This window comes from Exiguobacterium sp. RIT594 (assembly GCF_003339585.1).
Taxonomy (GTDB): domain Bacteria; phylum Bacillota; class Bacilli; order Exiguobacteriales; family Exiguobacteriaceae; genus Exiguobacterium_A.
In genome coordinates this window covers 1,320,610-1,333,500 of sequence record NZ_QPKF01000001.1, presented here as the reverse complement: position 1 = coordinate 1,333,500, position 12,891 = coordinate 1,320,610, and the positions used below count along the sequence as shown (strand labels likewise).

Genomic DNA, 12,891 nt, shown 5'->3' with positions numbered 1-12,891 from the left:
GGTAAGGGCATTGGTTCCTGAATGCATACTTCTTATAACACCATGGCTGCAATCGTTCCGAAAATAATCAACGGCAGATTGTAGTGCAGGAATGTCGGGATAACGGTTTCCCGCATGTGATCATGCTGTCCGTCAGCGTTCAGACCACTGGTTGGACCGAGCGTCGAGTCAGACGCCGGGCTTCCCGCGTCGCCAAGGGCACCGGCTGTTCCGATGATGGCAATCGTCGCCTCCAGGCTGAATCCGTACTGGACACAGAGCGGGACGAAAATTGCAGCGATGACGGGAACCGTCGAGAAACTTGAGCCGATTCCCATCGTGACGAGCAGTCCGATCAAGAGCATGACGAAAGCGGCAACGAGTTGCGAATCGCCCATCAAAGCTTTTGAATTTTCGACAAGAGGTTCGATGTCGCCGCTTTCCCGGAGGACGTTCGAAAATCCGTTTGCTGAAATCATGACGAATCCGATGAACGACATCATCCGCATTCCGCGGGTGATGACATCGTCTGCTTCACTGAAGCGGACGAGACGGAGGACGAGGAATAAAACAAGTCCTGTCGTCGCCGCGATGATCATTGATTCCGTCGTCAACTGGACGGCCAGTGTCGCCAGGACGACGAGAGCACTCAAGAACAGCTTCGTTTTCGTGATGACCGGAATCTCATAGTCGTCCGGAGCGATGTTCCGCATTTCATATTCGCGGGGTTTCCGGTAGACGTACAGACCAATCAACAGACCAACGAGCATTCCGAGTGCCGGAATCGCCATTGCCTGAATGACGGAAGCACCGGCTGTATCCATTCCGTTTTTCGCAATGTTCGGCAGAAGGATCTGGTTCAGGTAAATGTCACCGAAACCGACCGGCAGGAACATGTACGGTGTCACGAGACCAAATGTCATGACGATCGCGATCATCCGGCGGTCGATCTTCATTTCATTAAACAGACCGAGTAACGGTGGAATGATGATCGGGATGAAGGCGATGTGAATCGGCAAGACGTTTTGGGAGCTGATTGCGAGCAACAGGATCGCAACTGTGATGAAGCCTTTTAACTTCTTGACCGACGCTGCGTCAGCCGATCCTTTTGAACGTTTAATCAAGGCATGTGCCAACGCATCCGGAAGACCGGTTTTTGACAAAGCGACAGCAAATGCACCAAGTAAAGCGTAACTGAGGGCGATTTCGGCCCCGGCGCCTAGTCCGTCCGCAAACGTCGCGATTGTCTTGTTGATGCCAAGACCACCGATCAGTCCGCCGGCGATGGCACTGAGAACCATCGCGAGCACGATATGAACCCGGAAGATGGCTAAAACAAATAATAGAACAACGGCAATAATGACTGCATTAAACATAACTAAAACCACACTTTCTTTTGGTATCACTGTACTATACTAAAGTATCATACAGACCGTTCTTTTGACTGTCAAGAAAAAAACACAAAAAGGTATGACCGACGTCAAGTGGAGACCGGTCATACCTTTCTTCTTCATTAAAACGTGATTCAGCAATCGACCTGGTCGAGTTTACCTGTCCCCGGATCGATGACAAGTCCGTGGACTTCCGTGCCCGGTGGCAGCAACGGATGGTTTTTAATCAGTCCGACCGAGTGGCTGACATTTTCTTCGACCGATGTGAAGCCGCGTAACCATTGTTTCAAGTCGACACCGGAAGCATCGAGCGTGTGCAAGACCTGTTCATTGATGCCGCGGTCCTGCATTTCAGAAATCATCTTCGCCGGATCGATCGTGCTCATGCCGCAGTCATGATGTCCGATGACAATGACTTCTTCCGCTCCAAGTGCGTAGAGCGCGACGAGAATCGACCGCATGACGGATCCGAATGGATGGGACAGGACAGCCCCGGCATTTTTGATGATTTTCGCATCACCGTTTTTCAGACCAAGTGCGTGGGGAAGGAGCTCCGTCAAACGCGCATCCATACAGGTCAGAATCACAACCTTCTTATCCGGGAATTTATCCGAGATGAATGGTTCGTATTGTTTCTCTTCGACGAACTGTTGATTAAACGCAAGCATTTGATTAACGACTGACATGAAACTTCCTCCTTTAAGACAAATGAATGATGGAACTATTCCTAGCGTACACGATGAACGATTGGTCAGACAAGCAGATTCATGATTTGCTGTGACAGTTGTCACAGGAACGGGACGAAAAAGGGACTCCTTGCCTCAGAACAGATTGATTCATTGAAAACGTTCTCATTCATGTGAAATAGTTCACAGGATGGTCATGCACAAATGATGGAAAAGGCGTTATGATTGATTTGTGAAGGAAAGCACAAACTATTCGAAATTAGCTTGGCATTCCTAACATGCAGTAGGGAAATGCAGACTCAGATTCGTTCCAAAATAGGGAGGAAACCTAACATGGCTGTCAAAGAAAAAATCAAATCAGATGTCTCACCTGTCGAACAAGCAATCAATCAAATCGTCGCGAAAGGTCAAACGGCACTTCAAGAATTACTGACATTTGATCAAACGAAAATCGATACGATCGTCCGGGACATGGCACTCGCCGGTCTGGAACGTCACGTCGAACTGGCACGTCTCGCAGTTGAAGAAACAGGTCGTGGTGTCTTTGAAGATAAAATGATCAAAAACATGTTCGCAACAGAATACATCTACAATAGTCTCCGGAATGAAAAAACGGTCGGAATTTTAGAAGAGGACGTCCAAAACGGTATCACCTACATCGCGGAACCGGTCGGTGTCGTCTGTGGTGTCACACCGGTGACGAATCCGACGTCCACGACGATGTTCAAAGCGTTGATTGCGATCAAAACGCGTAATCCGATCGTGTTCGCCTTCCATCCGTCAGCGCAAAACTGTTCCCTTGAAGCGGCGAAAACATTACGCGATGCGGCCGTCAAAGCGGGTGCACCAAAAGATTGTATCCAGTGGGTCGAACAACCGTCCCTCGAAGCAACAAAAGTCTTGATGAATCACACCGATATTGCGATGGTCCTTGCGACAGGCGGAGCCGGCATGGTCAAATCCGCTTACTCGACCGGAAAACCAGCGCTTGGTGTCGGACCGGGTAACGTACCGTGTTACATCGAAAAAACAGCCAAAATCAAACGTGCCGTCAGTGATTTGGTTCTCTCAAAAACATTTGATAACGGAATGATTTGTGCGTCCGAGCAAGCGGTCATCGTCGATCAAGAGATCTATGCCGAAGTGCGGGCCGAAATGGAAGCACTCGGTTGCTACTTCTGTACACCGGACGAGAAAAAACGTCTCGAGTCACTCGTCATCAAAACCGATACATGTGCCGTCAATGCGGACATCGTCGGGAAACCAGCGACCTGGATCGCCGCAAAAGCCGGCATCGACGTTCCAAGCAACACGGTCATGCTTGTCGCGGAACTCGAAAAAGTCGGAGCGGAAGAACCGTTGTCCCACGAAAAATTAAGCCCGGTCCTCGGTGCATACAGCGTTTCCTCAACGAACGATGCGTTCCACGTCGCGGAACGGATGCTTGAAATCGGCGGACTTGGTCACACAGCCGTCATTCATACAACGGATGATGAGTTGATGACAGCCTTTGGTCTCCGGATGAAAGCCTGCCGGATTCTCGTCAACAGTCCATCGGCACACGGTGGAATCGGCGATCTCTACAATGAATTGACACCATCGCTGACACTCGGTTGCGGATCATACGGAAAAAACTCGGTCTCAGAAAACGTAACGGCGAAACATCTACTCAATGTCAAAAAGGTGGCGAGACGACGCGTGAACATGCAGTGGTTCAAAGTACCGGAAAAGATTTTCTTTGAAAAAAACTCGGTTCAATACTTGAAATCGATTCAAAATGTCTCACGGGCGTTGATCGTCACCGATCAATCGATGGTCGAGTTCGGCTATGCCGACAAAGTCATCCGTAACTTGCCTGCCGGCGTCAGCTACCGGATCTTTGACCAAGTCGAACCGGATCCATCCGTGACGACCGTTCAAGTCGGTGCTCAGGCGATGCGTGATTTTAAACCGGACTTGATCATCGCCCTCGGTGGCGGATCGGCGATGGATGCTGCGAAAGGGATGTGGTTGTTCTACGAACAGCCAAACGAAACGTTCTCGAACCTCCGTCAAAAGTTCATGGATATCCGCAAACGGGCTTATAAATTCCCGGAACTCGGCAACAAAGCGAAGTTCGTCGCCATTCCGACAACATCCGGTACGGGATCAGAAGTCACACCGTTTACCGTCATCACCGATAAAGAGAAAAACGTCAAGTACCCGATTGCTGACTATGCGTTAACACCAGACGTTGCAATCGTTGATCCGGAGTTCGTCATGACGGTGCCGGCCTCGATCACGGCGGATACGGGAATGGATGTCCTGACACACGCCACGGAAGCGTTCGTCTCTGTCCTTGCGAACGACTACACGGATGGACTGGCGTTAAAAGCGATCAAAATGATCTTTGACTACTTGCCACGCGCTTACGATAACGGTTCGGACGCCGAAGCACGCGAAAAAGTCCACAATGCGTCAACGATGGCCGGAATGGCGTTTGCGAATGCCTTCCTCGGCATCAACCACTCAATCGCGCATAAAATCGGTGGGGAGTTCCACACACCACACGGTCGGACGAATGCGATTCTGATGCCGCACGTCATCCGTTACAATGCGACACGACCAACAAAACTGGCCGCTTTCCCGAAATACGAATCGTTTATCGCGGATGAACGGTATGCGGAAATCGCCCGTTACCTCGGTCTGCCGGCTGCAACGACGGAACAAGGGGTCGAATCGTTTATCCAAGCCGTCAGTGAGCTCGGACAACGCCTCAACATCAAAATGTCGTTTAAAGCCCAAGGCATTAAAAAAGCTGACTTTGAAGCAAAACTCGACAAGATGGCTGTCGATGCGTTTGAGGATCAATGTACGACTGCGAATCCGAAAATGCCGCTCGTGACAGAACTCCGTCAAATCATGGAATTTGCTTACGAAGGGATCTAATAGAGAGAAAAAATCATGGCAATTCAAAAGAGCCTTGCTTCCGGTTAACGGAGGCAAGGCTTTCGTGTGTTCTGAATCGTGAAGTCGAGTTCAGTCATTTGTTGATTACAATTGATAATTGATAGTTCACATGCTCATTTAATTCCGTTAAAAACGAATCCAGCTCTTTGTTGGATGGAAAGCGGCATTCGAGCAGATAACAACTGTCCCCGCTGACTTTATAATTATTCAGAACGTATAACGGATGTTTTTTGAGAAACGAGAGATACGGCTGGTGATGGGTATCTTTCGTATAGATACTGATCATCGCATGAATCGTATAACCCATCTTTACGGGATTGAGAAGAATCGTATACCCTTCGATGATGCCTTGTTCCTCAAGTTTCAAGACCCGAGCCGATGTTGCTGGTCCACTTAAGTGAATTTTTTGACCCAATTCTTTCATCGTGATCCGGCTGTTTTGTGACAGCTCGTTGATAATTTGTAAGTCCGTTTGATCCAACACGATTTCAAATCCCTTCATAAATAAAGTAAAACGGTAAAAACACCTTCAGTAAGCTCTGTATCGGGATGACGTTCAAATTATATACTAAGCTCCTAACAACGAAAAGGAGTGGTATACATGAACATCCAACATATCCGTAATGCAACGTTAAAACTGGACTATGCCGGTAAAACATTTTTGATTGATCCGTTTTTAGCAAATAAGGGAGCCTATCCGGCATTTCCAAATTCGGCACGACAAGATCAAAAAAATCCGTTAAGCGACTTGCCGGTTTCACTCGACTCTATTATTGAGGCAGATGCTGTCATTGTCACACATTTGCACCTCGATCATTGGGACGACGTGGCGAAAGAAGTACTAGCAAAAGACATTCCTTTGTTCACTCAGAATGAACAGGATGCGCAAGAAATTAGAAACAGCGGATTCCAAAACGTCGAAGTGTTACAAGAAGATACAGTTTTTGAAGGCATTCAGTTGATTAAAACAAAAGGCGAGCACGGCAGAGGACCCATTTTGGAAATCGCCGGTTCGGTATGCGGAGTCGTCTTTAAACATGAAGATGAAAAAACCGTCTATATCGCTGGTGATACGGTCTGGTATGAAGAAGTGGGGAAAGTGATCGAGCAGCATCAACCGGAAGTCATCGTCGTCAACGCAGGCGATAACCAGTTTGTTGAAGGCGGGTCACTGGTGATGGGAGCGGAAGACGTCTTAGCTGTCCACGAGGCCGCACCAACCGCACGGATTCTTTCCGCCCATATGGAAGCTGTGAATCATTGGACATTGTCTCGGACAGATTTAAGAACGTTTGCCGTTGAACATCACTTTTCTTCTCAACTGATTGTGCCGGAAGATGGCGAGCGGTTTGTGTTTTAAATTTAACTGGAGTTGCTGTGATTTTTGGAGGCGCTCATCTTGAAGCAGATAGATAAACGGTCTTTATGGACCAAAGAATTTGTGATGTTATCAAGTATCAACTTTTTCTTGATTTTTATGTATTTGTTGCTAAACTCCATCATCACACTGTATGCCCTCAATGAATTGGGTACGACGACTGGTCAGGCGGGGTTAGTCGCAGGTATTTTTATCATCGGTGCGTTGGTGGGTCGTCTGGTGACAGGGATGCTTTTGTCGAAATTGAACGGTCAGTCCTTATTACGCTTTGGATTACTGTTCTTTGCCTTGACGATGGCTCTCTACATTTTGGATTTTGGATTTACCTTTTTTGCCTTTACCCGTTTGTTAAACGGTTTTGCAATGGGTATTGCAACAACTATCATCGGAACAATCGTCGTCTTGACAATTCCGGAAGAAAGAAGCGGAGAGGGCATCGGATACTTTGCAGTAAGTACAGCATTGGCCACCGGAATCGGTCCGTTCGTTGGACTGTTTTTGATGCCCCGCATCGGATTTACGACAATCTTTTTATTCTGTTTGCTGTTGGCGGTCCTGAGTTTGGTGTGTGGATGGTTCCTTTCGGTTCCATCGAAGAAAACGAATACGCCGTCTTCGGATTTGAAGTGGATGCATGTGTTTGAACGAAAAGCATTACCCATCAGCTTGATTATTTTAGTGATGACTTTTTGTTTTTCCAGTATCCTCTCGTATATCAGTTTATTTGCCATCGAGCGTAATCTAATCACGGCTGCCAGTTATTTCTTTATCGTCTACACGTTGACGGTTTTGGTTTCACGTCCTGTTACGGGACGTTTGATGGATCAGCGCGGACCCGATGTCGTCATGTATCCGGCCTTTCTCCTGTTTGCCGTCGGACTGTTTTTACTGAGTAATGCGACGGATGCCGTTGTCTTTTTATTCGCCAGCCTGTTGATTGGACTCGGATTCGGGAATCTCTCTTCGATCAGCCAGACGATGGCTGTGAAAGCGGTCCCGCGCGAAGGAAAAGCCCGTGCAACAGCGACGTTTCTTATCTTTTTTGATATCGGAAATGGACTCGGTCCGGTTTTACTCGGCTTGATGTTGCCGGTTATTGGATATACCGTCATGTATGTACTGCTTGGAATCATCGTGCTGTTGACGATTCTTTTTTACCGGCGTTTGTCTCTGCGATGAATGCGACATAGGATGCACCTCTTGCAAAACAATAACTTTAAAAAAACTTGATGTGGTCGGAGAAGACTTTGGTCCTTCGACCGGATCGAGTTTATTTTTTAAAAAGGAGTAGTGAACATGTTTTTGGAAATAGAACACTTGAAGAAAGGCCATCGGGATATCGACCGGGTAACTCAATTATACCTGGAAGCATTCCCGGATCATGAACGGATGCCAATGAACATGTTGTTAAGAAAAGCCAACAAGCGCTCTGTGGATTTTTGGGCGCTGTATGATCAAAATATTTTTGTTGGTTTTACCTATCTGATCACGCATCAAGATTTAACGTATGTGTTATATGTGGCTGTTGACGGTCAGGCAAGATCCAGCGGCTACGGCAGTCAACTCTTAAAGAAGATTGAAGAACACCGGCCGGGAAATCGGATACTATTAAACATTGAGAATCTGGATGAGAGTGCTGACAATTATCAACAACGGGTGACACGGAAAAAATTCTATGTGCGGAACGGCTATCGGGATTCCGGGCTGGTGTACGAAGACCGATGGGCAAAATACGAAGTGTTGTTGCATGGAGCAGCGGTAGAAACACATGAATTTTATCAGTTGTTGCGAAAGTTTGCGGGAATTCTGTTATTTCTCCTCTTTAAACCGCGTATTACCAAAACAGATTGATTCGTTAAACCGTATTAACGAAACCAGTCCCAATACATCGCCCCTTGCGCAACAATCAGATAATCGATCCCTTTGTTGAAAGAAAGTACGAGCTACTCGAAGCCTCCACCAGTATCCGGCGTGAACATCTAAGTATTGAATGCTCTTCTCTTCGTGACACGTCGTTCCTCCTCATGAAAGCAAAATCCCTCTTCCATACAGATTTGGTTATAATTAGAGTATATCGTACAGAAACGACCAGAAGTCATTGAAATTAGGCGGTTGGCGTTTCTGAACGGCATAGAACAGGAATAATCAAACAAAGGAAAAGGAGGGATTGACGATGGAGCAACGACAAGAGCGGCGCAACAGGCGTTTCTCGATTATGGATTTTGTGTTCGGAATCGGGTTTGGTCTCATTTTCTTTGCCGTGTTATATGGCCTGATGACAGTCGTAACCGGACAAATCGAGTCTTCCAGTGATTATCAGTCACTCGTCGCGCAAATGCAGGACGCGGACGTTACCTGGGGAAGCAGTGACGTGACGGTCACACTGATGCTTCTGTTTATCGGCGGACTCGACGTGACGATGCCGGCTGCTGTCCGGGAAGCGATCATCAACCAAGTAATTGGTGCAAGTTCGGCCGGTGATGTCCTGTCGATCTTCGGAATCGATGTGAACCAGGTTCTATCACCGCTGACGTTTGACGTGACGTATGGTTCCCTGTTGCTGTCGGTATTTGGGATCGTTTTTGTTTTTATTCTCTTTTTAATGATGCGGATCAAAGCCAACCGGCTCGGCTGGACAGTCCGGTCCGTCAGTTTTTTGATAACGGCGTGGATCGGTTGGTTCATGCTCGTTCAGCGCAGTGATTCGATTCCCTTTTTATCCTTCCAGGACGGTGTGTTGAGCCAAGGGTTGCTTGCGCTCGGCATCGTGATTGCGTTAAGTTATCTGGCCCTGTATCCGCAAGGGTTGTCCGGGTTGTCGGCAGCCGCACGGGGAAGCCTGCTCGTCTTAATGTTTGCGAGCTGTCTCCAGCTGTATCTCGTCGTGACCGATGAAACGCAGTATGACGGGGATTCGGCTCTTCGGACAGCATTGACCGTCGCCAGTCTTGATGCCGGCAGCGGCGGGATGTATGATTTGTTGCATGGTGGACAGATCACCTATAAGGCGAATGTACTCGGTGCGGACGTCGATATACCGGTGACGATGCTGAACGGGGAAACTTCAACCGGTCAATTAAATCAATCGATTGAAGATGTTTTGGCAGAAGTCGACACCGATCGGGTGACAGAACAACTGTTGACGATTCTCGGCGGGGAACGTCCTGATTTATCCGATACCCGGTTAAATCTTGAACCGATTGATTACGGTATCGCCCGGCAGACGATTCAAGCGCTTGATGCCGAATCGGCCGGAGTCACGCCGGAGCCGGTCAACTCGGAAAGTGCGTACTGGATCTTGATTCTGATTCCGTTTATTCTGTATCTGCTCGCCGGTATCCGGTCCTTCAAGAGCGTCCTTGATCCGATTGTTTTTGCGGTTCTCGTCGGAGTCATAAGTTTCCTTGTCGCACAAGCGACGACGGCAGACTTTACCGTTGCCTGGCGCAATGAAGCGTTACTGCAATTTTCACAGCAACCGACCGGACTGACACCGCTCTATGCTGCGGGGATGGCATTGATTGCCGGATTGATCGGATTTGTCATTAAACGAAAACCAACTGTATAGTCGAGGACGCCGGTTGGCCTGAAAGGGCAGACCGGCGCTTTTTCTTTGGCATGTAAAGTTCATTTGAAGATTATTAAGCCAGTATTTGGAATTAGTTAAGCAGGTTAAATAAGACGGATGTCCGACCTATTCAAAGAAGCTATAAGCTACAATGAAAGCGTGTTAAATTAGTTGAGCAGTCATTTATACTTAGGGGGAAATCAGATGAAAAAAATCACGAAAATCGTCATTGCCAGCACGTTGATCGCACCGATGCTTGCGCCCGTCATTCAAGTCAAGACACTCGCCGCCGATAACAGCGTCGTCAAACTTCGTTTTTTAGAGACTACTGATTTACATACAAACTCAATGAACTACGATTACTTCAAGGATGTGCAAGATGAGACAATCGGTCTTGTCAAAGCGGCAACCGTGATTAAGCAGGAACAAAACGTCGTCGGCGAAGCCAACAGCTTCGTATTCGACAACGGGGATACATTACAAGGGACACCGTTTGGCGATTACGTCAAAAATCAGTACGACAAAGGCAACAAAGGGAAACACCCGATGTACGAACTGATGGAATACATCGGTTATGACGCCGTGACACTCGGCAACCACGAGTTTAACTTCGGACTCGACTTCCTGAAGTCAGCGATGAAAGCATCAAGCGGTGAAATCAAGTTCGTGAACTCGAATGTGCTCGATGCCGTTACGAAAAAACCGATCGTTTCCGAATTCAACACGGACGGGAAAGATTATCAAATCATCGAACGCCAAGTCAAAGACCAAAACGGTCAGATGAAAACGGTCAAAGTCGGTGTCTTTGGTGTCGTCACTCCACAAATCATGGCGTGGGATGCCGGAAACCTGACAGGAAAAGTGACAGCGGAAGATATCGTACCGGTCGCTAAAGCAACGGCGAAGAAATTAAAAGATGCCGGTGCAGACGTCGTCGTCGCACTCGCGCACACAGGAATCGGTGATACAGCGGATCAAAAAGACGGCGATGAAAATGTCGGGTACGCGTTGACAAAAATCGCGGACATCGATGTCTTGATGACCGGTCACCAGCACGGAAAATTCCCGGACAAGACATCAGCGTTCAATAACTTACCGAACGTCGACGCAGCAAACGGTCTCATCAACGGCAAACCGGTTGTCATGGCCAACACACAAGGGAAAAACGTCGGCGTGATTGACTTGCAATTGAAGCAGGACGGCGAGAAATGGGTCGTCGATACAGCCGGCTCAAAACTGGCAGACGTCACAAAAGATACGGCGGCTGATGCCGGTGCCGTCAAATTGATCGAAAAAGCACATGAAGGCACACTCGCTTACATCCGCCAACAAGTCGGAACAATCAATGATGATATCCAAAGCTTCTTTGCGCTCGTTCAAGATGACGATTCCGTCCAGTTCGTCACGAACGCGCAAAAATGGTACGTCGAGAAACAACTGAAAGAAAATGCCGATCTCGCCCAATATAAAGACTTACCGCTCTTGTCTGCCGGTGCACCGTTTAAAACCGGCGGCCGCAATCAAGTGAACGCGTCAGACTACACGTTGATCAAAAAAGGACCGATCGCGTTGAAAAACGTCGCTGATCTGTACGTTTATCCGAACACACTCGAAGTCGTCAAAGTGACAGGAGCCGACGTGAAAAACTGGCTCGAGATGTCAGCCGGTCAATTCAATGAAGTGACGGATGCGAAGACGGATTTGCTGAACAAAGAGTTCCGCAGCTACAACTTCGATATTTTGGACGGTTTGACATACGATATCGACATCACGAAACCGGCGAAGTTTGACTATAACGGGGTGGTCGTCAAGGAAGACGCAAGCCGCGTTCAAAACATCAAGTACCAAGGCAAGGAAATCAAGGACGATCAGGAGTTCCTCGTCGCAACAAACAACTATCGTGCCGGCAGTGCGACTTTCCCGGGCCTTGGTCAAGGAAAGAAGATCGTCTACAAATCAGCTTACGAAACACGCAACGTCATCTCGGACTTCATCAAAGCAAAACAACCGGTTGATTATCAAGCGGACAACAACTGGTCACTCGTCGCCAGCAAACCGATCACGGTTGATTTTGATTCAGCCGAAGCCGCAGCGGACTACACGAAACGTTACGAAGGCATCACGAACACGGGCGTTAAACGCGCCGGTGAGACCGGTACGTTCCTGAAGTTTAAACTCGACGTCCCGATGAAAGACTTTAACGTCAGCGTCAGCGCTGTCAAACCGGGAGCGAAACTCGTCACGGGAACAGCCGTCGCCGGAGCAAAAGTCACAGTCAAACGCGGTACGGCGGTACTCGGTACGGCGACAGCCGACGAAACCGGCAAGTATGCCGTGACGGTTCGTCCGGTCAAACTGCGTGACAAGTTGACGGTCGTCTCGGAACTCGGTTTCATGAAAAAAGAAACGACAGTGACAGTCGGGACAGGCGTCGTTGCGACACCGGCCATCGACAAGAAATCAGCCGTCTACGGTTCGACGGTCTTAACAGGAAAAGCAACGGAAGGGCTTGATGTCACGCTGTATAAAGGCTCGACGAAAATCGCGAAAGCGAAGACGACGGCAAGCGGCTTCAAGATTCCGGTCAAAAACGGTTTAATGACAGGGACGTACACGGTCAAATCGACGGATATCTCAAACAAGATTACGAAAAAAGCGTCGTTCACGATCAAAAACACGTACCCGGTCAAAAAATGGGCAGGTAAAAAGACTTTAACGGGCAAAGTCGAAAAACGTCAAATCGTCCGCCTGTTCGAAAAAACAAGCAGCGGCTACAAGCTGATTGCGCAAGACGTTGCGGATAACCACGGCAACTACGTCCTGAAGATGCGGACCGGTCTTGCGACAGGTTCATACAAGATGAACATCTATACAGCATCGGACCGTCTCGATCAGTCCCGTTACTTCATCACGAAAAAATAATGCAGGAAAACGGCTTCT

At 48.2% G+C, this 12,891-nt stretch carries 9 protein-coding genes; 6 read left to right on the top strand and 3 right to left on the bottom strand.

Features of this window, described 5'->3' with window-relative positions:
• Positions 1-32 precede the first annotated feature (32 nt).
• Both DVG79_RS06980 and DVG79_RS06975 read right to left on the bottom strand, forming a co-directional pair.
• Entirely contained in the window at positions 33-1,355 is a 1,323-nt protein-coding gene (locus DVG79_RS06980; protein WP_114596078.1) for a Na+/H+ antiporter family protein, read from the bottom strand.
• A gap of 149 nt (positions 1,356-1,504) precedes the next feature.
• A complete protein-coding gene (locus DVG79_RS06975; protein WP_012370131.1) occupies positions 1,505-2,056 on the bottom strand; it encodes a beta-class carbonic anhydrase in 552 nt (183 codons plus the stop codon).
• A gap of 333 nt (positions 2,057-2,389) precedes the next feature.
• On the opposite strand from DVG79_RS06975, the gene adhE reads away from it, so the two are divergent.
• On the top strand, positions 2,390-4,984 hold the full coding sequence (adhE, locus tag DVG79_RS06970; protein ID WP_114596077.1) for a bifunctional acetaldehyde-CoA/alcohol dehydrogenase: 2,595 nt from the start codon (positions 2,390-2,392) through the stop codon (positions 4,982-4,984).
• Positions 4,985-5,078: 94 nt separating this feature from the next.
• Here the strand turns inward: adhE and DVG79_RS06965 are convergent, their stop codons facing one another.
• Positions 5,079-5,489, bottom strand: a complete 411-nt coding sequence (locus DVG79_RS06965) for an Lrp/AsnC family transcriptional regulator (protein WP_114596568.1) — start codon at positions 5,487-5,489, stop codon at positions 5,079-5,081.
• A gap of 117 nt (positions 5,490-5,606) precedes the next feature.
• Between DVG79_RS06965 and DVG79_RS06960 the strand changes: the two genes are divergently transcribed.
• The 5 genes from DVG79_RS06960 (at position 5,607) to DVG79_RS06940 (ending at position 12,873) form a co-directional block, all read left to right on the top strand.
• Positions 5,607-6,365 (top strand): MBL fold metallo-hydrolase, encoded by a 759-nt coding sequence (locus DVG79_RS06960; protein WP_114596076.1) that lies wholly within the window; start codon positions 5,607-5,609, stop codon positions 6,363-6,365.
• Between the two features lie 39 nt (positions 6,366-6,404).
• On the top strand, positions 6,405-7,562 hold the full coding sequence (locus DVG79_RS06955) for an MFS transporter (protein ID WP_114596075.1): 1,158 nt from the start codon (positions 6,405-6,407) through the stop codon (positions 7,560-7,562).
• 117 nt (positions 7,563-7,679) lie between these two features.
• Entirely contained in the window at positions 7,680-8,234 is a 555-nt protein-coding gene (locus DVG79_RS06950; RefSeq protein WP_114596074.1) for a GNAT family N-acetyltransferase, read from the top strand.
• Positions 8,235-8,556: 322 nt separating this feature from the next.
• Positions 8,557-9,951 carry a hypothetical protein gene (locus DVG79_RS06945; protein WP_114596073.1) on the top strand — a complete coding sequence of 465 codons (1,395 nt, stop codon included), beginning with the start codon at positions 8,557-8,559 and terminating at the stop codon, positions 9,949-9,951.
• A gap of 204 nt (positions 9,952-10,155) precedes the next feature.
• Positions 10,156-12,873 carry a bifunctional 2',3'-cyclic-nucleotide 2'-phosphodiesterase/3'-nucleotidase gene (locus tag DVG79_RS06940; RefSeq protein WP_114596072.1) on the top strand — a complete coding sequence of 906 codons (2,718 nt, stop codon included), beginning with the start codon at positions 10,156-10,158 and terminating at the stop codon, positions 12,871-12,873.
• Positions 12,874-12,891 lie beyond the last annotated feature (18 nt).

Bases quoted from the DNA above. Each gene is read 5' to 3' on its own strand.
- DVG79_RS06945 (WP_114596073.1), top strand. From the start codon at position 8,557: ATGGAGCAACGACAAGAGCGGCGCAACAGGCGTTTCTCGATTATGGAT.
- DVG79_RS06940 (WP_114596072.1), top strand. From the start codon at position 10,156: ATGAAAAAAATCACGAAAATCGTCATTGCCAGCACGTTGATCGCACCG.
- DVG79_RS06960 (WP_114596076.1), top strand. From the start codon at position 5,607: ATGAACATCCAACATATCCGTAATGCAACGTTAAAACTGGACTATGCC.
- DVG79_RS06950 (WP_114596074.1), top strand. From the start codon at position 7,680: ATGTTTTTGGAAATAGAACACTTGAAGAAAGGCCATCGGGATATCGAC.
- DVG79_RS06980 (WP_114596078.1), bottom strand. From the start codon at position 1,355: ATGTTTAATGCAGTCATTATTGCCGTTGTTCTATTATTTGTTTTAGCC.
- adhE (WP_114596077.1), top strand. From the start codon at position 2,390: ATGGCTGTCAAAGAAAAAATCAAATCAGATGTCTCACCTGTCGAACAA.
- DVG79_RS06975 (WP_012370131.1), bottom strand. From the start codon at position 2,056: ATGTCAGTCGTTAATCAAATGCTTGCGTTTAATCAACAGTTCGTCGAA.